Genomic DNA, 20477 nt, shown 5'->3' with positions numbered 1-20477 from the left:
GGCTCATTTGGGGTTCCATCGTTTCCACTTGCGTGGAAAACAAGGAGCGAAGATTGATGTTGGTTTGGCACTGATGGCTCTAAATCTAAGGAAATTAGGGAAGCACATGGAGAGAAAGAGACGAAAAGAAGAAAAAACAAGCCCGATTTTGATATTGATCATCAAAATCAGACTTGTTTTCTTTTTGAGAGTAGACTATTGTCCCACTCTCTTACTGATTCTTTGTTTGATTGTGTTGACTGCACTATCATTGATGAAGCGATAAGCTGTTTAAGAGCCAACAAACGTCTCGCTTAAGCCGTCCGCTGTTCCATTTGGAAGGCATTCAGCATATCATCGTTTGCATCGTTGATTGGTGTGACAGATTCCAGCTCTCCTTGAACGGCAATTCTTGTGATTGCTTGTATATCTCCACAGGTGATCAGAGTGATCATTTTCTTATCATCGACATCTTCAATCAGCTCCACTCGGCTAGGATCTACCTTTTCCTTATAAGTGATTTTATAGGTGTAGATACTGGTCAGATCAGTAATATAAATCAGTTTTCCGATTTCTACATACTCTAATGGAGAGAACAAAGAGACACCGTCTAATGTTCTGTGACTGGCTAAGGCGTAGTTTTTTTCGCCCATTTTCTGATCTTCCTTCATCGTTCCAGCTCCAGTTAACAGAGCAACGTTGGACAATCCTTTGAAAATCGGCAGATTGATTTCTACGCTGGGAATAGCAATCGCTCCGACCACAGGCAGATTCTTGTTCTCAAACTGTGCTCTAAGTACTGCTTCAGTACTGATGGATTCTACTGAATCGAAATCAAATGTAGTATCTGCGTCTAAATTTTTCGCCACATCCTCTTTGGTAAAGGATTCGACATTATAGGCTTTTCCGTTAAATTGGATCAACCAGTTTCTGATTTGTGTATTAAAAATTAATGCAAGGCCTACAACAAGCAGTAAAAACAGCAAAATATTGATCAGCCAATTTGTCTTTTTTTTCTTCTTTTTACGAGGCGCCGGGCGCGTGTTTTTTCTTGAACTCATGCTTCACACTCCTATTTTTTTATAGTTTATCATAATTTAACTTGAAACTATATATTTTTATCTGAATCTTAAACAAAAAAGGTACGGATAAAAAATACAGTAAATAGACAAATGTGACTGAATCAGTAGATTTTGTAATTGAATTTTAAACAAAAAGAAATAAGCATTTTTGTAACAAGTAATGTAAAATGAAAGAAGTAGAAATCTGTAAAGAGGTGATCGGTAAATGTTGGACTTAATTTATGTACATGTGGATATTACAAGTAATGCTGTTTTATCTAAAGGGATCGACCACACTGACTTTGTTAAGTCAATTGTGCATACGCCCAAAAATCTGCTTTTGCTGAACCCTTATACAGAAGATGGGGAATACGAACGCCACAGTGGTTTGAAGATCATTCGCGGTGAGGAAAGTGTCAATCAAAACTTTTCAAGTATAAACCGCAGAAGGAAAAATGAAGAAATCAAGTGGATGGACTTTTCAGATGTTGCTATGCTGAAAGAGCTTACGCCTCTGGAAATTTCAGAGCTACTGTATTTTGGCCATACCAAAACCAGCCTGCATTCGCCTTTTTTCTATAAATTACAAAACAACTTTGTCTTTTTTGAGTTTGCAGATCAAATGACGCGCGTGTATTATCGCTATATTGATGAATTCTATCGGATATTGGCTAACAAGATTTCAGCAGTCATTCTGGAAAAGCTGAATGATAAAAAGAGCTTTTTCCGTAGAAATATTTCTATAGATAAAATGAGCAGTGAGCTGTTGAAGGAAATGAAACCAATCCTGCAAGAAGGAGTTGTTTTCAGCTTTGATGACGCAGAACAACGTGGAAAAGAATACCGAGTGCCTATCCATATGATCGAGGATTCTCTATGGAAAACAAAAAATGCAGCGTACAAGGAAGATCCGGTGATTGCTTCACTGGTTTATAACTCTGCAAAACGTACATGGTATTTTGAAAATAAAGAAGAACCTTTAGGAATTCAGCTTCCTAAACATGCATAAAGAAAAGAGGCCGAGACAGAAGTGTTTGGCTACAAGCACCAGGTAGGTACTTTTCAGCATCTGCTCTGCTTACTTTGTAAGCAATCACAGTAATTCAAAAGTAATAAGCCGGAATTCACGAAAATTGTTTCATAAATTTTTGTTGAATTCCGGCTTATTGTTGTAGGAGCTGCTTCTGACTCGCCGTTTATTCGGATTTAGGGTATGGAAAAGAGTGGCAACAGATTATTTGTTCTCTTCATTCTTTTCTAATTCTCTTGCGGCATCTTCTATTTCTCGATGCAGGAAGTAGGAAATCACCGTTCGAATCACAACCAACGCGGCCAACTTGGAAATATCCTGAAAGGTTGGTTTGATGATGGATTCAATGATATCAGCAGCAATCAGGATTTCCAGGCTTAGCAGAATGTAGCTGCCAAGCAGGTTTTTGATTAAGTTGTTGCTTCTGACTGTTTCCAGCTTCTTTTCCTTGGACAGACTATCCTTGAAAAAATTATAGGCTGCCAGAACGACGCCCCAAAGTAAAATAATGATCGATAAAATATTCAGACAGAGAATAAACAGATCAAAGACGGGGATCAAGCCATTCAATATTGTTTCGGCTAAGTGTTCCATAAAAATCACTCCTAATTATGCCAATGGTTATTTTTCGCCTTCTTTTCCATGCAGCATCTTCTTTTTTTAACGTGATCTGCATAAGGGAAGGCGAACGGAAGAAAGAGGGATTTTGTACCCACTGTCCTTCATAGGTATTTCCTTTTAAAGCAGATAGAGGCTTAGCTGAACGTATGTCCGGCCTCTTCTAATACTCGGATCGTTTTTTCTTTCTCAGTTGATTTAATCAGCAAATAATCTGTATTATATGTTGACAATGCAAAAATGGAAATACTGTTTTCAGCTAATGGATTTGCCAGCTGTGTAAGGATTCCAACAAGTGAAAAATCCAGCTCACCGACGATCTGGATAATAAACCAGCCTGGATCAACAGCAAGTGCAGCATTCAAATCGATTGTATCTGTCGGAACGATCACAGAGCACTCTTCCTCTGTGTAAGAAATGCTTTTAAAGGATTTCAGTTGTGGGAATTCTTTTGGTACAGGTGCTGCAGCTGGGAACTTGATAACAGAATAGTCAACAGCATCGTGAATTTTTAATTTCATAATAGCGCTCCTTTTATTTATTGTTGTAAATTCTTGGATTGTTAAGTATCGGATTTCTTATTCCGATAGTTCGATAATAGACGGTGATATAAGCATATTATAATTTCTTAAAACTGAATAAGTGGTATTCCAACCACTGTATGCTTCGAGAATCGCACGAAATAAGGCTCGTTGAAGCATGGAGCAGCTTTGTCTCACAACCTATTTTCTTCCAGTCTATCATAGATAGAATTTATTTTGAACAAGGAGCACGGCGATTTACAGAGCATTTTCTTTATGCTACACTATTCCTGTCTTTAAAAGACAGACTAATTGAATAGAACACCATCACATAGGGGAGCTTTGCTGCTGAGAATGAGGTCACTCTAAACCCTTGAACCTGTTACGTTAATACGTGCGTAGGAAGTTGTGATGGAGTAGATAGATAATTACTCCTCCTTTGTTGAATGGTTCGTTCTAATTTAAGGGAGGATTTTTTTATGTCAAAAAAAATGGATTTACGTGTATGGATCGAAGGGACAGTTATTGCGGCAATGGCGATGGCTCTATCCTTTATTCCGTTGGAGTCAGCTAATGCGGCATTTGATCTATCTTTAGGTCTGATTCCGTTGGTGCTGTATTCATTTCGTCGAGGGGCGCTGCCGGGGATCACAGCTGGGTTTATTTGGGGCTTGTTGAGTATCGTATTAGGTTCTGCAATGAAAAATTTCATTTCCGTGCCGCAGATTATTTTTGAATATCCATTTGCGTTTGCGTTTGGTGGAATGGGCGGTCTTTTTTCAGCTAAAATCCAACAGGCAGTTTCTTCTGAGGAATCGGGGAAGGCAGCACGCTATATTATTTTAGGTAGTGTAACAGCGGCATTGTCTCGCTGGTTCTGGCATTATTGGGCAGGTGTGTTTGTCTGGGGAGCATATGCCCCTGAGGGAATGAGTCCTTACTGGTATTCTTTTATCTTCAATGGCGGAAGCGCAGTTGCCAATGCTGTGATGGTCAGTGTTGTTTTAGTACTGGTCGTGAAAATTTCACCGAAGCTGCTTTTACCTAAGGATGGGCATTATATTATCGGGCAGTCTCGAAATAAATAATTTTTTAGGTAGTCAGGCTGTGTGTTGAACAATTATAAGAAAACGCCTGTACATCGTTACTCTGATGAGTGATGGTATAGGCGTTTTTTGTATTATTCATTTTTAGTACAGTGGGGCTTGCTGTGAAGACGGATTTATGCAAGAAGCAAAAAAGACCCCTCGTCTTTATAAAGACGGGGGTCTAGTATATTTATAATCAACTATTTGATATGTCGCTTGTCAGCTATAGAAAGCATGCTCATTTTTTTGATTTGCTTAACAGGGATCATTTTGATTTGTTGTGAATCGTTCTGAGTCCGAAGCATGATTGCGTCGACGATATTTTTGGAAACGATCCAGCCGGAAACTGTTTCGAATTTCTGATTGGGAGAAGAACCTTTCAATTGTAAAACAACCAAGGCCTTCTGTGCAGCAGCTAACTGCAGTTCTTTAAGAAGCTCTTCCCGCTCTTTAGAGTGATTCTTTTTATCTTTACTGTCTCTGTCTTCCAAAAAAGACGAGAAGAAGTTATGGGAAGACTGAGTAATAAGCTTAGAAATACTTTTCATCGTTGATTTATGACCTTTATCCATTCTTCTACCTCCATTGTTGTAAAGATAATGTATTTGAGCAATTTCCCGCATTTATCCTTATTTTAACTAAATTTTGTTTAAATTTCAAGAAAATATGTTCCCTTTTTGGTAGGATATTTAGAGTTGCATTTTTTCAGTGTTTAGGTAAGATTAAAAGAGATACATTTAGTTGAAAAATTGATGACCATTTATTTTATAGAAGAGAGAGTGAAACGATTGGGACAAAATCAGAAGATGAACCCTAAAAAATTAATTATCGGATTATTGGTTGCTGCGGCTTTAGTGGGAGCCTTATTGGGAAAAGTTGCACCGATGGACGCTGGATTTTCCAGTTTATTTAAGGAGAAAGAACCCGCAGAGCAGAAAACGAAAACAACAGAATCTACTTCACAGCCGGAGCCGGAAGTACAGTTAAGCTATGTGGAGCAAGTCAATCAAGATATTCAGCAGGATAAATTTGCCGGACGAATCAAGGTGCCGTTGCAGCTGCAGACAGACGAGCGTTGGAAAGCAACGCCTTACGGGACAGGAGAAAATAATACGCTTGAGAAGAATGGCTGTGCCATCGTTTCATTATCTATGGTGGCTTCCTACCTTGATGGAGTTGAAGTGCTGCCGCAAGCGGTTCTTGATTGGTCACAGGATAATTATTTTGTTGAGGGACAGGGAACCAACTGGACGATATTCGGCGACTTTGCGACAGTAAAAGGCTATCTGTTTGAAGAAGTGCTGGACATCACCGCTGTGGAAAGTCATTTAAGTCAAGGTCATCCAGTGATTATTTCTGTACAGCCTGGGAAATTTACAGAAACCGGACATATTATGGTACTTACAGGATACAGTGATGGTAAATTCTGGTTGAATGATCCGAATGACTCGGAAGAAAAAGGACATTCAAAAACTCAATATACGGCAGAAGAGCTGACTAGTGAGGCAATGAATTACTGGGCGATTTATAAGTAAGTAGAAGAAACAAATATTAGTTAAGAGCTGGAAGCGAAATGGCAAGAATCGCTTCCAGTTTTTTAATAAAAATAAAATTATCTATTGGTGGCATAAGGGATAGTGGATTGAGAAGGCAATGGGAAAAAATCTAGATGATCGTATTATCTGATAATTAAGAAGCTGAAGCCGTTGATTTCCTGCTCTCTAATTTTGGTTTGTAATTGTATGTGTGATTGTGAAATGCTGCATTTAGAGTGATTTAGCAGAATCTAAAAAATGAATTAGGAGGGTGATTTTCTGTGGGGATAGTATTTGATAAATTCAGCAGCTTTTCTAAGGGAACGATGTATGAATTGCTTAATGACGCCTATTCATTTGATGAAAATATGGCGCGTGAGTGGGAATCAAATTGGAAAGAGGCAGATGAATTTTTCTATGATAATTTACATATAGCAGATGCATGTGGTTTTGTGACAGCTGTGGACGGCAAGCCAATCGGTTTTATTTGTTGGGACCCTAGAAATGTACCTGAGCATGTTGAAATCGGTCATAATTGCATTGCTTCAGAATATAAGGGGCAGCGATTTGGACAGCAGCAGCTGCAGGAAGCTGTGAATCGTATAGCTAAATTAGATGCAAAAAAGATCATTGTAACTACCAATGAGTATCTAGTTCCTGCCCAAAGGAATTACATGAGTGTAGGATTTACGCTTGTTCAAAAGCGTGAAAATGATCAAAATCCAGATGTCGCCGGAATGGCAATGGATTACGAAAAGATTTTGTGATAAATATAATAGAGATTCGAATGCTGCCTGTTTTTAGTAAAAAGAAGAGAATTCGATTTACGAACGTACGTTCCTGTGGTATCCTAGTTAAAAAAGCGATAAGGAGATCACTATGGAAAGAATGCGGTGTGAATGGGCTAATAGTAACGAGCTGGATCAGATTTATCATGATGAGGAGTGGGGTGTACCTGTTCATGATGATCAGAAGCTGTTTGAGTTTCTAATTCTAGAAAGTATGCAGGCTGGGCTGAGTTGGTCGACGATATTGAAGAAGAGAGCAACCTTGACAGAAGCGTATGATCAATTCGATTATACAATCATTGCTGAGTATACAGATGAAAAAAAAGCTGAGCTGCTTCAGAATCCCGGTATTATCAGAAATAGACTGAAGGTTGCAGCTGCGGTCACAAATGCAAATCGATTTATGGAGATTCAAAAGGAATTCGGCAGTTTTGACACGTATATTTGGTCTTTTGTTGACGGTCAGCCAATCATCAATCAGTGGTCAACCATGTCAGAGGTTCCAGCTTCGACGGAGCTTTCTGATAAAATCAGCAAGGATTTGAAGAAAAGAGGCTTCAAGTTTTTAGGTACAACAACGGTTTATGCTTTTATGCAGGCGATGGGCTTGGTAGATGATCATTTGCCCCATTGCTTTAGAAGAACAGTTTAAAAATAGTTGTTTTTTTCAGAGGATTTGTGCTATTCTGGAATCCAATACAAATAACACAGGGACGGTGAAGCATCCGACTCTCCTTGATCCAGTGTTGTCATCTGGGTAAGAAGAATTGGAAACGAGTAGATAAAATCAATTTGAAGAAGTACAGAAGCATTCCATAGGGAGTGTTTGTTTAAGTGTACGTTCATTGATTTTATTTGCTCTAGCCACTCCGTTACTTTGCGAGCCATAGGGTAAATTACCCTATGGCTTTTTTGCTGTAGTCAAATACGAAGCGTAGAAACGATAGTTGACTGCAGCAGCAGAATAGTGGAATGGATTGAAACGCCGTTACTGTCAATTAGGAGGAAAAGCAAGTGAACAAAGAACTATGTATGTATCAACTACCACAAATTTATCAGAAAGGAACGGAAAGTATCTGGACAGATCCGTATATCTCGGGTCAATTGCTGCAGGCCCATCTTGATCCGGAATTTGATGGTGCCAGCAGAAAGCGCTCATTTATTGATGCTTCAGCAGACTGGATCGAGGAACAATTTCCACAAGATAATCATTCTGAAATCATTGATTTCGGCTGTGGGCCTGGTCTTTACACAGAACGAATGGCTGAAAAGGGCTACACTGTCACTGGAATCGATTTCTCCAAACGTTCAATTGAAAAGGCGATTGCGTCTGCGAATAAACAACAGCTGCCGATTCGCTATATTCATGGGGATTATTTAAGCTGGCAGCCGGAGGAAAGCTACGACCTGGCGTTGTTGATTTATTGTGATTATGGGGCACTTTCCAAGGAAGAGCGTAAGACACTGCTTAAAAATATGTATGGGGCGTTAAAGAACGGCGGCCAGCTGCTGATGGATAATTTTACAACCACCCAATTGACAGCATTCAATGAAGAGACATCGTGGAGTGTTCATGAACAGAGTAGTTTTTGGGCAGAAGGAGAACATGTTGTGCTCAATCGTTCGAAAAAATATGAAGAAAATACTGTGTTGGAGCAAGCTATTGTTTTAAAGGAAAATGAAAAATGTATCTATAATATTTGGAAATATTTCTCTACAGAAGAGACATTGACACGTGAACTGGAAGAAGCAGGGTTTACTGTGAAAGCAGTATACAAAGATGTAGTGGGGCGCTTGTATGAGGAGGCAGGAGAAACATTAGCTGTTGTTGCGGAAAAATAAAATAACGATTATTTTGTAAGTGGTTATTAGGAGGCTGACAACTTTGTTGGAAGAGCGGAAGAGAGAAATATATCTAGGGGAAATAACTATTTTTCTCTCTTTCAATTTAAAAGACTGTTACAATAGGGTTGTCAAAAAGTTTTATCAGTGCTTTTTTGCATATGTCAAAGAGCTTTGGTAGAGTAAAGAATACCTCTCAGCTATATTTAAGGTGTCGAAAGGAGATTTTATGAAAATCAGTGAGCAATTAAAAAAACACCGAAAAGTAAAACAGATCTCTCAGGAAGGGCTCGCAGAGGTTGTCCATGTTTCAAGGCAAACCGTTTCGAATTGGGAAACAGGTAGAAGCTATCCTGATTTACAAAGTCTGTTGCTGCTTAGTGATTATTTTGAAGTCTCTCTCGACGAATTAGTGAGAGGAGATGTTTCAATGATGAAAAAGACAGTCGAAATCAGAAAAATGAATATTCTTGCGGGGGTCATGGTCGGAGGATTTGTCCTGATGATTGCTACACTACCCTTGGTTCGTAGCTTTGGATGGTTGGGAGCAATCGCACCAGCAGTGAGCTGGATCATCGCAATGGCTGCTGCTATAGCAGTGGAAAGAATGAAGAAAAAATACGATGTTAAGACGTATATGGAAATATTGAATTTTATGAAGGATGAAGAAATGACGCCGGCACAGAAGGCAGCGGAGAAGAAAAAATTGAAGCAGCAAAGAATTCTTTTGCCAATCGGAGCAGCAGTGCTGACAGGAATTTTAGCGTATATTGTACTGACGTTATTTTAAAAGAAGAATCATCAAAGGCGGTTTCGTTTTTGGTGATTTTTTGTATGATCCTGTCTAATTTACTTTTTTTAGCTAATCTGTTGACTCTCTCCTTAACGTCATGGTTTATAATAAACAGGAAGAGGTCGGTATAAGACGATCAAATGAGAGCAGGTAAAATCTAGGAGGTAATAGTATGAAGCATGAATGGCGTAAAAAAGAAAAGGAACTGTACTTACCGAAGCAAAAACCAATGGAACTGACTGTACCTAAGCAGAAATTCTATACGATTACAGGAAAGGGCAATCCGAATGGTGAGCTGTTTGGAGAACATATCGCTGCATTGTATGCTATGTCTTATGGAATTCGAATGATGCCGAAAAATGGTTTTACACCAGATGGCTATATGGAATATACAGTTTATCCATTGGAAGGGATTTGGACGCTGGATAAAGAGGATGTTCAAGAAGACGGCAGCTTCAGTAAGGACGACCTGATTTATAAAATCATGATCAGACAGCCGGATTTTATAACAGTGGATTTGGCGTTGATGAACAAGGAACAGGTCAGTAAAAAGAAACCCAATCAGGAAAATGAGCATGTACAGTTTGAAGAGCTGGAAGATGGTCATTCAGTTCAGATGCTTCATTTGGGCTCCTATGATGATGAGCCGGCCAGCTTTAAGCAGATGGATCAATATTGTAAGGAAAATGGACTGGTTCGCCGTACCTTGGCCCATAAAGAAATCTATTTGACAGATGCGAGAAAGACTGAGACAGAAAAAATGAAAACCGTGCTGCGGTATTTTGTAAAGTAGCAGCGTGTGTGAACAGAAGAATAATAGACACCCACTTAATCCAAAGGGGAGTCTATTATTTTTTTGTTAATTTTGCTCTTGTGTTGAATAGGATATTCTGAACTTTTGTAAACTGATATTTACCATAAAAAAATAATATGTTACTATTAAAGTGCTTACAATATGGATTTTATTAGTGTACATAAAATATATTATACAAAATAAGGAGGGATTTATTTGAGTGTCAGAAGTAATGAAGAGGTAGCTAAGCAGTATGCCACTGAAATAGCTTCAGCTTTGGATTTATTGTCAGATTGTTCTGATCCTGAGCTAGATTCAAAGACAACTGTTTCTGGTAATGATAATGCTCATCAGTCTTTTGAGAAGGAGAAAGCGACAATTGAGGCAATCTGTTCTGTTATTTCCACCGACAGCAAAAATTTTCATTCGATTGCCAAGGAATTTAAAGCGATGGATGAGCGAATTTATGAAGGAATAGCTCCCGCAAAGGACTGGTGGTAAATATGAAGGATGATACAAGTGGACAAATCGATCAACTCATCTCAGAGGAACGTGAGCTTCAAGAAACAATTTATGATTTAGAAGATAGGAAGAAAATTTTTGTTAAGTTATCCGAAGATTCAGAAGATAACCAGCGAAGGGCTTTGAGTCAGCAGGAACGAATTGAGGATATGTTGATGGGAAGTAGGATCTTTTATCAATTAAATGAATTGAAGGAAGAGGAAAGGACATGCTCTAGGCAATTAATGGGATCTTTGACCGAAGAGCTAGAAGATATTAAAAAGAAGGAAAATGAGTTGAGAGATGAGCAGCAGGAAATCACTCAACAGCGAAAAGCCCTTGATTATGAGCGAGGTGAACATAAATGAGCATTGATATGTATCTGGACTTATCTCAACAACAAGGTGAAAGTATCTCTTCTGTTTGCAGCACCAATCAAAACAGCTATAGTAATTTGAGTCAGGCAATCAATGCCTTTGTAAATGACAACCAATTAGAAGCGGCAGCTTACAAAAATGCAAAGGGATATTTTTCTCAAGTCCATGTTCCTTTAATCAAAGGAGCTATTTTATTAAGTGAGAAAATTGCAGAGTGTACACAGAAATTTCCAAAGGAGTATATAGAATCAGTTGATTCGATATCACTAAAAGAATCAGAACTGGAAAGTGAACTTCAAGCAGTTGAAGACACTATAGTCTCATGGAAAAGATTAAGGGATGTCCTTAAAAAAGCAGACTCGAATAGCTCACTCTCTTTTTTTGATTGGATAATCAGAATCAATGAGAATAGAAAAAATAAATTGAAAGATTTATTGGAAAAATTAAGGAGCTTTCACGCAACATCACCAAGTATTTTCTCCGAAATCGCTGATTTAGAGATTGATTTGCAGAGTGGACTGGCCGAAGCTCAAAGTGGAAAGGGATGGGATGCGTCAACAGGTCGATTTTCGGTTGATAGTCTAGATATGAATTGGGCAAAGAAAATAAATAGTACTTGGGACAACATTTATTCAAGTGAGAAAGCAAAATTTATTTTGATGCTGCAGGAAAGGTATGGCTATGACGAAGAGACCGCAGCATTGATCTATAAGATGAGGCAAGGGCTTGATGAGAAATTCCCGGAAATGTCAGAAGAAGAAAAAGATTTTCTTTTTAATCGTATTTTAGGAGAAATCAATTATTCAGGTTTCAACTGGGATCATACTGCTGGTGACTTGGCGAGTTATTTCTCTAAGATGTATGAAGATGAGCGAGGATACTCATATAGGATAAAGAAATCATTGGAAGAAATTTTTCAGGATTTGGGAATTTCCAAGGAGGAGTTTGCAAAACTGCGTTATAATATAGCTGTTCAACACGAGTTCTCTGGAAGCACGCCTAAATCGGCAGAAGATATTTTAAAAAGTGATAAGGATACTTACAACAGCTATAAAAAGAAAGCAGAGGCCGCATATGGACCTTTAACTAATGAACAGTTCAATCGGTTATGGAATAATAATCGGAAAAATTTCAGTAATAAAGCAGATTATACGCATCAGTCAGTAACGACCGCGACCATTTTGAATGATAACTGGCTTTTAGCAAACTTGATGGGGAATAGAAAAGAACTGGCAGGTTGGCGAGGAGATGCGACGAGAGAAGCAGAGAAAACACCGAGTATGGGAAATGACGATTATAAGGCTGATTTGGATGCAGTCAACATCAGTGCTATTATGAAAGATAAAAATCTTTCATATATTGAAGCTTCTAATCAATATTATGCAGCTATTAGTGATGGTGACTATACTCGTGTGGAAGCTTTTGATAAAAATACTGGAATAGATTATACGACAAAAGAAGTCTTGAATTCTCTATCACCACCTAACTATAAGAAAGTAGGACAGAACTATGTGCCTGTAGAAAAGACTGAGCAGGAAAAATGGGCATATGTGAAAGAACATTATCCAGACTCGTATAATTTCTTGATGAGCTTGAAGGATAATCAAAATGAAATGCAAAGTTACTATGAATAGATTTTCGGGAGTTATGAGCATGAAAAAAATAATTAGTATCGGTCTGATCGTTTTGTGTCTGGGGCTGGGAGGTTTTGTTTTAATGCAAAAACGAGAAAAGAATATTTTTGATGAAATGTATCAAGAAGAACAAACCGCAATCAAATCGAATCAAAAAATAGGATTTGCTGCTGTGCCGCAAATAGAACAACAATCATATAAGGATGTTGGTCCAGATTTTCCTATTTTGAGAAGTTATAAAAAACAATATTTGCCGGAAAATATTGACAGTGTCACAGTAAGTTTTGATTTTGAAACGAAAGAGATAGGTTTTTCGTTGTCAAAAGAACTGACAGACAGCTTGATCTTAAATGTATCTTATCACTACTATGTTCAAAAAAAAGAACTAATAGAGAAGGTTCGGATTGTACAGAGCCAGTTAAATTCGGACGGAAATTATCCAGAAGATATAGAAAATCCGAAAAAGGTAACCGACTATTTAGAAAAATATAAGATTTCTATTACAGATTTAAAGGAAGAAACAGATAAAGTTTTTAACCAATTGATTGTGTCGGATTGGTTAAACGTGAATCAGAGTAACTATAGCTTAGATGATTTGGGTGACGTAAAATATATTCAAGCGAGTATCTTTGAATAGGATGAGCGAGATAAAGGCAAAATATTCTGCGAATGGAAAAACCAACCATAAGGTGTATAGGTTAAAAATAAAAAAGATATACCCCTGAAAAGCTGATATTCTCAAGCTTTTCAGGGGTATTTATTCGACGTTAGTTGGTTAAGTGTGAATTGTTTTAAGGAGAAAAGAAGAACCTGCAACTATCATTGAGGTAAAATAATAACAAAGCTTGAGCCGCTGCCTAGCTTGGACTTCACTGTGATTTTGCCATTGTGGAGATTCACGATTCTTTTGGCAATCGGTAATCCGAGCCCGTTCCCCTGGCCTTGATGGGAGCTGTCTCCTTGATAGAACTTATTGAAGATATGCTGTCTTACTTTATCTGACATACCGATGCCGTCATCTTTGATATTGACTTTAACCTCGTTGCCGATTTTGTAGCAGTTTATTTCTATTGTCCCGTCCGGTTCTGTATAGCGAATCGCATTACCAAGGATATTCAGCCACACTTGCATAAATAGGTCGGGATCGGCGATGATGGAAATCGGTTGGAGATTCAATTCGATATTCAGGTTCTTTGTCTCCCAATTTTTTTGCAGTAAAATCAGGGCATGGCGGAGCTGTTCGTCCAATGAATACCGTTCCTTTTTTAAGGTGATGCCTTCTTGATTTTCTACTTTTGAAAGAAGCAGGACATTGGAAGCTAATGAGCTTAACCGTTCTGTTTCTTCTGCGATGATTTGCAGGTAGTCGTTTCGATCCTTATCGGATATGTTTGGATTTTGCAGCTGTTTGGCAAAACCGTTGATCGAAACCAGCGGCGTTTTCATTTCGTGAGAAAAGTCATTGATGAAGCTCTTATGAACCAGCTCGACATTGCTTAATTCTCTGGCCATCAGGTTGAAATTCTGCACAAGATCCTCTAGGTCATTGTTCATGCCGGTCGGTTGAATCTGAATATCAAAATTACCGTTGGCTATTTGTCGAGTTCCTTCGACAACTTCATTTAACGGACGCAGGATTCGTTTACTGAAAACGGCAGCAATAACTGTACCGACGACTGTACAGGAAAGCAAAGTGATGATCAATCGAATGACTGGGTAACCTTTTAAAGAATTGATGATTCCCAGCTGCATCAGTAAAAACAGAAAAATCCCTGCAACAATAGATGCAACTAATAAAATCATCGCAATGATAAAGGAAAAATGAACATACATCGATCGGCTATTTCGTCTCATTGGCTACTCCTTTGTATCCTAATCCACGAATCGTGATGATGGAAAAATCGCCTGACTCGGGAAATTTTTTTCTCAATCTTTTGATATGAACATCTACGGTTCGCTCGTCAGTCAGTGAATCGATGCCCCAGATATCGTTCAGCAGCTGTTCTCTGGTAAAGATTTTATTTTGAAAAGACAACAGCTTGTATAGTAACAAGAACTCTTTTTTCGGAAGCTCGACATAATTTTTCCCTTTAGAAACAGAAAGGTTGTTAAAATCAAGGATAGTTTCGCCGACAGTTAGTCGACCCTCGAGGTTGATTTGTGCTCTGCGAAGCAACGCTTTGATTCGAAGGAGAAATTCGTCGAAATCAATGGGCTTCACGATGTAATCGTCCACACCAGTCAGAAAGCCGTTTTTCTTGTCTTCGGCCGTTTCTTTAGCTGTGACCATGATAATCGGCAGCTTCAAATTATCTTTGCGAATAGCTGTTACGACCTGATAACCATCAAGCTTTGGCATCATGATATCTACGATCAGTAGATCGACTGGATGTTCTTCCAAGGCTGTTAGCGCATCTTTTCCATTATCGACTTCTACTGTATGGTAGCCCTCCTGCTTTAATAGGGTGGTCATCAGTGTGCGAATATTGCGATCATCCTCAGCAACAAGAACTGTGATCATGTTTTCCCTCCGTTCCATTTCGTATATACACTAAAATACCCCAGAATTGCAAAAATATCTATTGTTTTCGATAGATGATGTCTTATTAAGTTTTCTTTAAGAATGAATTGAAAGCGTTTTTTATTAAGAGAAAGGAATTTTGTTCATATTGAGTACATAATTGAGTGATAGCCTGAGTGATGTAGAAAAGTCCTGATTGCATAATACATTTTTGCGGTGCTTGTATAAAAATGTAGGAAGAGGGGCGGATCATCGGTAAAGAGGAGCAGAGGCCCTTGGAACTGATTGGTTTTGAATGATGAGATGGAGGAGATAGTACTATGCTTCAGGTAAAGGACATAAAGAAAAGCTATACAACCGGAGAATTTACACAAATCGCGTTGAATGGTGTGAGCATCAATTTTCGAGAAAATGAGTTTGTTGCGATTCTAGGACAAAGTGGTTCCGGGAAAACAACCTTACTGAATATTATCGGTGGATTGGATCAATACGATAGTGGTGATTTGATCATCAACGGGAAATCCACGAAGAATTTCAAGCAGGGTGAATGGGATGCGTATCGAAACAACAGTGTCGGTTTCATTTTCCAAAGCTATAATTTAATCACTCACTTGAGTATTCTGGATAACGTTGAGATGGGGATGACGCTTAGTGGTGTTTCTGCCGCTGAAAAGAAAAAGCGTGCCTTAGAAGTGCTGGAAAAGGTTGGCTTGAAAGAGCATACCCATAAGAAGCCGAACCAGTTGTCTGGTGGACAGATGCAGCGGGTTGCGATTGCCAGAGCCTTGGCGAACGATCCGGATATCATTCTGGCAGATGAACCGACCGGAGCTTTGGATACTGAAACCAGTAAACAGATCATGGATCTGATCAAGGAAATTGCTGATGATAAGCTGGTGATCATGGTTACCCATAACCCTGAACTGGCAGGCGAATATGCAGATCGAACAATCAATTTCCGTGATGGACATGTTGTAGATGATTCGAACCCCTATGAAGAATATGAAGAAGACCATAACTATCAGCTTAAGAAAACTAGCATGAGCTTTTGGACAGCGTTAAAATTGTCTGGAAAAAATATTGCTACTAAGAAATGGCGGACAGGTTTGACGGCTTTTGCAGCAAGTATCGGGATCATCGGGATTGCGTTGATCTTGAGCTTATCCAATGGGTTCCAAAAGCAAATTGATTCATTCCAGAATGATGCACTGTCAGAATACCCAATCACGATTTCTAAACAGGCAATGAACATGGATGAGGAATCTCTTCAGGAAATGCAGAGCAATTCTAGCGGCAGTAAGGATGAATATGCCAAGACAGATAAAGTAACGCTGTATAATCCGGAAGAATCAAGTATCATGCATACGAACAAAATCACCGAAGATTACATTGATTACTTGAACAAGATGGATAAAGATTTAGCAAGCAGTATCGGCTATACACGTGTAGTCGGCATGAATCTTTTAAGAGAAGTAGACGGTAAGGCGGAGCAAGTGAACTTCAGCTCGGATGCTTCGACTACCGGCGGCGGAATGGGTGCATTATCAAGTATGAGCAGTGCAGGCTTGTCCTCTTACCCGGTAACAACAAATGGTTCAACCAATGAGTATCTGAAAAAAAATTATGATGTGATGGCTGGAAGCTATCCGGAAAGCACAGATGATATTGTATTAGTGCTGGATAGCAAAAACCGTGTGGATGAAAGTATCCTGAAAAATATGGGCTTTGATATCACAGATAAAGACAGCATCAATTTTGATGATATCGTTGGAACAGAGCTGAAGCTGGTAGGTAATGATAGCTACTATGAAAAAACTGATTTTGGTAATTTTGTACCAAAGAGTGACTATGATGAAATGTATAAAACTGCTGCAAAAACATTAAAAATCAGCGGAATCGTTCGTCAGAAGGAAGATACACAGGTTGCTGTTTTGAGTAGCGGGATTGCTTATAGTGACAAACTGGTGGAAGAAATCATCGATCTTGAAAAAGATTCTGAAATTGTTAAAGCACAAAAAGATTCTGATACAAATGTGATGACGATGGAAAAATTGGATGATACAACGAAGCAGTCAACATTGGCTTACATGGGCGGAGACAGTATGCCGCAAATGGTCTTTATCTATCCAACGAACTTTGAAGCGAAAGATGAAATCGTTAAATACTTGGACAAATACAATGACGGCAAAGACAATGCAGATAAAATCGTTTACACTGACTTGGCTCAAACAATGACAGATATGACTGGCGGCATCATGGATGGAATCACTATCGTGCTGATTGCTTTTGCTTCTATCTCATTGGTTGTTTCCCTAATCATGGTTGGGATCATTACGTACATTTCTGTATTGGAAAGAACCAAAGAAATTGGTGTTCTTCGCGCATTAGGTGCACGTAAAAAGGATATCACCCGAGTGTTTAATGCAGAAACGTTGATTATTGGTTTGTGCTCAGGTCTATTAGGTATCGGTATTGCCTACCTGTTGACGATTCCAACAAATATTGTGTTAGAAGGAATGACAGGGTTGACAAATGTTGCACAGCTGAATCCGCTTCATGCGTTATTGCTGATTACAATCAGTGTTGTTCTAACATTGCTTGGCGGCGCACTTCCAGCCAAATGGGCAGCGAAGAAAGATCCGGTTGAAGCTTTACGTACAGAATAATCGTACACATACTTTTTAAAACAGGAAGAAAGTATGCGGAACAAGATTTATAGAAAAAACGAGAGTGGGACAATAATCTGTTCCACTCTTTTCCATACCCTAAATCCGAATAAACGGCGAGTCAGAAGCAGCTCCTACGACAATAAGCCGGAATTCAACAAAAATTTGTGAAACAATTTTCGTGAATTCCGGCTTACTGCTTGTAGCTAAACACTTCTGTCTCGGCCTCGTTTTGTATGTTAGTGATTCTATAAACCGGCTTTCACAGGTTTTTGATCCAGCATTTCCGGAGGGATACCCGCCTCTAACTGTTTCAGTCGCTTGATGGCTTTGAAGTAGGAGAAGACTAATACGACAGTTGAGCCGATCCAGGCAAGAGGAGAAGCTGCCGCCGCTCCAACATAACCAAACATTGCGGTTAAAAGGATTGCTGCAAATGAACGCATGACTAGCTCCATGATCCCTGCAAGAGTTGGAATAACACTTTGTCCCAGCCCTTGAAGGGTGTAACGAACGACCAGTAAGATAGCTAATACCCAATAAAGACTACCATTAATGTTGAAATATATCTGTGACAGATGAATGACCTGTGTTTCACTGGCACTGACAAACAGTGTCACCAGCTGACGACCGAAGAAAATCACGATACCACCGGCGAAGAAGCTGAAGATAATACTCAACCCTAAGGCGCTTTTCACCCCTTCAAGAATTCGTCCATATTTCTTTGCGCCATAATTTTGAGCAGTAAATGTCGCCATGGTGATCCCAAAGGACATCATAGGCTGAATCGCAAACTGATCAATTTTCCCAGCAGCAGCTTGAGCCGCTACGGCATCTGTCCCTAGACTGTTCAGCGCACCTTGCAGGACGATGGCACCGATAGCGATGATCGATGTCTGAAAGCCCATAGGCAATGCTGCATTCAAGTGATCACGAATCTCTCTTCTATCAAACGAAAAGTCTTTTCTACGAATCTGCAAGTTAGGGATGCGTCGTTGAATATAGATCAGACAAAGCAGACTGGCAACGATCTGTGCAGTAACTGTGGCGACTCCGGCCCCGGCAACACCCATATGGAAATTAATGATCAAAACCAAGTCCAACACCACGTTGATGACACTTGCGATAATCAAAAATACAAGTGGTGTCCGGCTGTCTCCTAATGCCCGAATCATGTTGGACAATAAGTTGAAGGCCATCGCAGCAAAAATACCAATCAAAATAATAGAAATGAAGGTTTGTGCATCGGCCAAAATTTCTTTTGGTGTTTGCATCAATAACAGCAGCGGACGAACAAATACTAAGCTGAGAACCGTTAAGATAAACGTAACGACCCCACTGATAAAAATACTAACAGCGAAGCTTTTCTTGACCCCTTGGTAATCCTTTGCTCCAAACCGCTGAGCAGTGATGATGGATAAACCGGAAGTCAGTCCTTGAGCGAACCCGATGATCAAGAACGTGATACTACCAGTGGCACCAACCGCAGCCAACGCATTTTTCCCTAGTGTCTGTCCGACGATGATCATATCGGCCATATTATAAAACTGTTGAAAAATATTTCCTATCAATAGAGGAATTGTAAATAAAAATATCAGCTTCAACGGTTTACCATTCGTTAATTCTCTCATAAATAAAGAACCTCCTATTTTTTATTTCCCGAGTTGTTTTGTTAATACTTTAGCCTATGATACTCAATCTGATGGAAAAGTCTAGTTGTTTTTTGAAAAATGTTAATTTTTTAATGGAATTTTTGGCTGTAAGCCAGAATTGAAAAAGAACACTGGTTTTTACTGCTTATATAGAAGGGAGAAGCTGGATGAGTAGTGTGTGAAATCAATGAATCATAATAAAAACTATTTTCTTCGTGTATGCTGACTGATTTTTAGATAGGAAGGATAAAGACTGTTCATGTACTTTTTAAGGATCAACAATTCTTAGCAAGTAAATGATGAGAAGCTTACTGATTTTATTAATAACTATTGTTATACTATTGAGGAAAAGAAGTGAAGGGATTGGTATAAATATGGTGGAGAAATCAAAGATACAACCGATTGAATTTTTGTGGCTCGGGCTATACGGCTTTGCCGGATTTAGTCTGGAATTGATCTTGGGGATGGTCGTCGGTCTATTTCAAAAAGAAGGCTTGAGTATTTCTATGAATGGCGCATTGACAGCTGTGCTGTGGTTTGGTGCGGCATACCTTCTTGCTCGCTATGCAAAGAATAAGTTTGGCTTTGATTTGTTTGAAATAAGAAAAACGCCTGAAAGTAAGGCACTACTTCTAATTGTAGGGCTGGTTCTGTTGATCATTGCTGTTTCAACCTTCGGATTTGGCGGCTTCAAACCAATCGTCGAGTTCAATGGTGATTTGCAGCAAAGTGTACCAGCATTTATTTTTAGAAATATATACTATTTGGCGGAAACAGGCTTGATTGTCGTAACCGTGGCTTTTGGGCAGGCATTTTTTGAACAACAGTTTTCTTTATCAGAAAAATTCCCTACAGGCGGTCTTTTTCTTGCGTTGACATGGGGCTTGATGCACTTTTTATTACAAGGATTTTTCGGTGGGCTTTATACAATATTCTTTTCATTAGCTGCAGGCTGTATCTTTGTCCTATGCAAAAAGGATATTCGTTGGGCATATCTGTTTGTAGCGATTGCCTTTATTTTGTAAACTGAAAAAAAGAATAATAAAAAAGGACTGGTGAAGGATTCAAGAGAATAGCT

The 20477-nt window shown here is 39.0% G+C and carries 21 protein-coding genes and 1 pseudogene; 15 read left to right on the top strand and 7 right to left on the bottom strand.

The genetic code is table 11. The features are described 5' to 3' along the window. A pseudogene (locus I6N96_RS10380) lies at window positions 1-265 on the top strand (IS5/IS1182 family transposase); the annotation flags it as partial. Window positions 266-293: 28 nt separating this feature from the next. Here the strand turns inward: I6N96_RS10380 and I6N96_RS10375 are convergent. Next, window positions 294-1040, bottom strand: a complete 747-nt coding sequence (locus I6N96_RS10375) for a class A sortase (protein WP_209557479.1) — start codon at window positions 1038-1040, stop codon at window positions 294-296. A gap of 226 nt (window positions 1041-1266) precedes the next feature. Between I6N96_RS10375 and I6N96_RS10370 the strand changes: the two genes are divergently transcribed. Then, window positions 1267-2049 (top strand): hypothetical protein, encoded by a 783-nt coding sequence (locus tag I6N96_RS10370; RefSeq protein WP_209557478.1) that lies wholly within the window; start codon window positions 1267-1269, stop codon window positions 2047-2049. A 225-nt stretch (window positions 2050-2274) separates the two neighbouring features. Here the strand turns inward: I6N96_RS10370 and I6N96_RS10365 are convergent, their stop codons facing one another. Beyond that, window positions 2275-2664, bottom strand: a complete 390-nt coding sequence (locus I6N96_RS10365) for a DUF1622 domain-containing protein (RefSeq protein ID WP_209557477.1) — start codon at window positions 2662-2664, stop codon at window positions 2275-2277. 161 nt (window positions 2665-2825) lie between these two features. Continuing rightward, window positions 2826-3209, bottom strand: a complete 384-nt coding sequence (locus I6N96_RS10360) for an ACT domain-containing protein (protein WP_209557476.1) — start codon at window positions 3207-3209, stop codon at window positions 2826-2828. 479 nt (window positions 3210-3688) lie between these two features. Between I6N96_RS10360 and thiT the strand changes: the two genes are divergently transcribed. Then, complete coding sequence (gene thiT, locus I6N96_RS10355) at window positions 3689-4297, top strand: energy-coupled thiamine transporter ThiT (protein WP_245186919.1); 609 nt, start codon at window positions 3689-3691, stop codon at window positions 4295-4297. A gap of 200 nt (window positions 4298-4497) precedes the next feature. On the opposite strand, the gene I6N96_RS10350 is transcribed toward thiT, so the two are convergent. Continuing rightward, entirely contained in the window at window positions 4498-4869 is a 372-nt protein-coding gene (locus I6N96_RS10350) for a hypothetical protein (RefSeq protein WP_209557475.1), read from the bottom strand. Window positions 4870-5103: 234 nt separating this feature from the next. Between I6N96_RS10350 and I6N96_RS10345 the strand changes: the two genes are divergently transcribed. The 10 genes from I6N96_RS10345 to I6N96_RS10300 all read left to right on the top strand — a co-directional run bounded on the left by I6N96_RS10345 (window position 5104) and on the right by I6N96_RS10300 (window position 13197). Next, window positions 5104-5832 (top strand): C39 family peptidase, encoded by a 729-nt coding sequence (locus tag I6N96_RS10345; protein ID WP_209557498.1) that lies wholly within the window; start codon window positions 5104-5106, stop codon window positions 5830-5832. A gap of 281 nt (window positions 5833-6113) precedes the next feature. Next, entirely contained in the window at window positions 6114-6599 is a 486-nt protein-coding gene (locus I6N96_RS10340) for a GNAT family N-acetyltransferase (protein ID WP_209557474.1), read from the top strand. A gap of 112 nt (window positions 6600-6711) precedes the next feature. Next, entirely contained in the window at window positions 6712-7272 is a 561-nt protein-coding gene (locus I6N96_RS10335) for a DNA-3-methyladenine glycosylase I (RefSeq protein ID WP_209557473.1), read from the top strand. A gap of 362 nt (window positions 7273-7634) precedes the next feature. Then, window positions 7635-8462 (top strand): class I SAM-dependent methyltransferase, encoded by an 828-nt coding sequence (locus I6N96_RS10330; RefSeq protein ID WP_209557472.1) that lies wholly within the window; start codon window positions 7635-7637, stop codon window positions 8460-8462. Window positions 8463-8691: 229 nt separating this feature from the next. Continuing rightward, a complete protein-coding gene (locus tag I6N96_RS10325; RefSeq protein WP_209557471.1) occupies window positions 8692-9252 on the top strand; it encodes a helix-turn-helix transcriptional regulator in 561 nt (186 codons plus the stop codon). Between the two features lie 175 nt (window positions 9253-9427). Continuing rightward, window positions 9428-10048, top strand: coding sequence for a GyrI-like domain-containing protein (locus I6N96_RS10320; protein ID WP_209557470.1), 621 nt, complete (start codon window positions 9428-9430; stop codon window positions 10046-10048). Between the two features lie 216 nt (window positions 10049-10264). Further along, the gene (locus I6N96_RS10315) at window positions 10265-10549 is read left to right on the top strand and encodes a TIGR04197 family type VII secretion effector (protein WP_209557469.1); all 285 of its coding nucleotides are present in this window, start codon (window positions 10265-10267) and stop codon (window positions 10547-10549) included. 2 nt (window positions 10550-10551) lie between these two features. Further along, a complete protein-coding gene (locus I6N96_RS10310) occupies window positions 10552-10917 on the top strand; it encodes a hypothetical protein (RefSeq protein WP_209557468.1) in 366 nt (121 codons plus the stop codon). Continuing rightward, window positions 10914-12560: a hypothetical protein gene (locus tag I6N96_RS10305; RefSeq protein ID WP_209557467.1), complete on the top strand. Its 1647-nt coding sequence runs from the start codon at window positions 10914-10916 to the stop codon at window positions 12558-12560. The genes I6N96_RS10310 and I6N96_RS10305 overlap by 4 nt, the downstream gene beginning before the upstream one ends. Window positions 12561-12579: 19 nt before the next feature. Then, complete coding sequence (locus I6N96_RS10300) at window positions 12580-13197, top strand: TipC family immunity protein (protein WP_209557466.1); 618 nt, start codon at window positions 12580-12582, stop codon at window positions 13195-13197. Between the two features lie 182 nt (window positions 13198-13379). Here I6N96_RS10300 and I6N96_RS10295 read toward each other — a convergent pair whose 3' ends face one another. After that, complete coding sequence (locus I6N96_RS10295) at window positions 13380-14414, bottom strand: HAMP domain-containing sensor histidine kinase (RefSeq protein WP_209557465.1); 1035 nt, start codon at window positions 14412-14414, stop codon at window positions 13380-13382. Further along, window positions 14401-15081 (bottom strand): response regulator transcription factor, encoded by a 681-nt coding sequence (locus I6N96_RS10290; protein WP_209557464.1) that lies wholly within the window; start codon window positions 15079-15081, stop codon window positions 14401-14403. The genes I6N96_RS10295 and I6N96_RS10290 overlap by 14 nt, the downstream gene beginning before the upstream one ends. Window positions 15082-15401: 320 nt before the next feature. Between I6N96_RS10290 and I6N96_RS10285 the strand changes: the two genes are divergently transcribed. After that, on the top strand, window positions 15402-17747 hold the full coding sequence (locus I6N96_RS10285; RefSeq protein WP_209557463.1) for an ABC transporter ATP-binding protein/permease: 2346 nt from the start codon (window positions 15402-15404) through the stop codon (window positions 17745-17747). A gap of 248 nt (window positions 17748-17995) precedes the next feature. Here I6N96_RS10285 and I6N96_RS10280 read toward each other — a convergent pair whose 3' ends face one another. Then, window positions 17996-19378: an MATE family efflux transporter gene (locus I6N96_RS10280; protein ID WP_209557462.1), complete on the bottom strand. Its 1383-nt coding sequence runs from the start codon at window positions 19376-19378 to the stop codon at window positions 17996-17998. Window positions 19379-19773: 395 nt separating this feature from the next. On the opposite strand from I6N96_RS10280, the gene I6N96_RS10275 reads away from it, so the two are divergent. Continuing rightward, window positions 19774-20424, top strand: a complete 651-nt coding sequence (locus I6N96_RS10275) for a hypothetical protein (protein WP_209557461.1) — start codon at window positions 19774-19776, stop codon at window positions 20422-20424. Window positions 20425-20477 lie beyond the last annotated feature (53 nt).

The sequence above is a fragment of the Enterococcus larvae genome (assembly GCF_017830045.1).
Classification (GTDB): Bacteria; Bacillota; Bacilli; order Lactobacillales; family Enterococcaceae; genus Enterococcus_L; species Enterococcus_L larvae.
The sequence above is the reverse complement of the archived record's forward strand: the minus strand, read 5'-3'. Positions and strand labels throughout refer to the sequence as shown.

What these genes read in the sequence shown, in the direction of transcription:
- I6N96_RS10305 (WP_209557467.1), top strand. Translation starts at nt 10,914, where the DNA reads ATGAGCATTGATATGTATCTGGACTTATCTCAACAACAAGGTGAAAGT.
- I6N96_RS10370 (WP_209557478.1), top strand. Translation starts at nt 1,267, where the DNA reads ATGTTGGACTTAATTTATGTACATGTGGATATTACAAGTAATGCTGTT.
- I6N96_RS10360 (WP_209557476.1), bottom strand. Translation starts at nt 3,209, where the DNA reads ATGAAATTAAAAATTCACGATGCTGTTGACTATTCTGTTATCAAGTTC.
- I6N96_RS10280 (WP_209557462.1), bottom strand. Translation starts at nt 19,378, where the DNA reads ATGAGAGAATTAACGAATGGTAAACCGTTGAAGCTGATATTTTTATTT.
- I6N96_RS10290 (WP_209557464.1), bottom strand. Translation starts at nt 15,081, where the DNA reads ATGATCACAGTTCTTGTTGCTGAGGATGATCGCAATATTCGCACACTG.
- I6N96_RS10350 (WP_209557475.1), bottom strand. Translation starts at nt 4,869, where the DNA reads ATGGATAAAGGTCATAAATCAACGATGAAAAGTATTTCTAAGCTTATT.
- I6N96_RS10285 (WP_209557463.1), top strand. Translation starts at nt 15,402, where the DNA reads ATGCTTCAGGTAAAGGACATAAAGAAAAGCTATACAACCGGAGAATTT.
- I6N96_RS10275 (WP_209557461.1), top strand. Translation starts at nt 19,774, where the DNA reads ATGGTGGAGAAATCAAAGATACAACCGATTGAATTTTTGTGGCTCGGG.
- I6N96_RS10295 (WP_209557465.1), bottom strand. Translation starts at nt 14,414, where the DNA reads ATGAGACGAAATAGCCGATCGATGTATGTTCATTTTTCCTTTATCATT.
- I6N96_RS10325 (WP_209557471.1), top strand. Translation starts at nt 8,692, where the DNA reads ATGAAAATCAGTGAGCAATTAAAAAAACACCGAAAAGTAAAACAGATC.
- I6N96_RS10335 (WP_209557473.1), top strand. Translation starts at nt 6,712, where the DNA reads ATGGAAAGAATGCGGTGTGAATGGGCTAATAGTAACGAGCTGGATCAG.
- I6N96_RS10345 (WP_209557498.1), top strand. Translation starts at nt 5,104, where the DNA reads ATGAACCCTAAAAAATTAATTATCGGATTATTGGTTGCTGCGGCTTTA.
- I6N96_RS10365 (WP_209557477.1), bottom strand. Translation starts at nt 2,664, where the DNA reads ATGGAACACTTAGCCGAAACAATATTGAATGGCTTGATCCCCGTCTTT.
- I6N96_RS10320 (WP_209557470.1), top strand. Translation starts at nt 9,428, where the DNA reads ATGAAGCATGAATGGCGTAAAAAAGAAAAGGAACTGTACTTACCGAAG.
- thiT (WP_245186919.1), top strand. Translation starts at nt 3,689, where the DNA reads ATGTCAAAAAAAATGGATTTACGTGTATGGATCGAAGGGACAGTTATT.
- I6N96_RS10310 (WP_209557468.1), top strand. Translation starts at nt 10,552, where the DNA reads ATGAAGGATGATACAAGTGGACAAATCGATCAACTCATCTCAGAGGAA.
- I6N96_RS10375 (WP_209557479.1), bottom strand. Translation starts at nt 1,040, where the DNA reads ATGAGTTCAAGAAAAAACACGCGCCCGGCGCCTCGTAAAAAGAAGAAA.
- I6N96_RS10300 (WP_209557466.1), top strand. Translation starts at nt 12,580, where the DNA reads ATGAAAAAAATAATTAGTATCGGTCTGATCGTTTTGTGTCTGGGGCTG.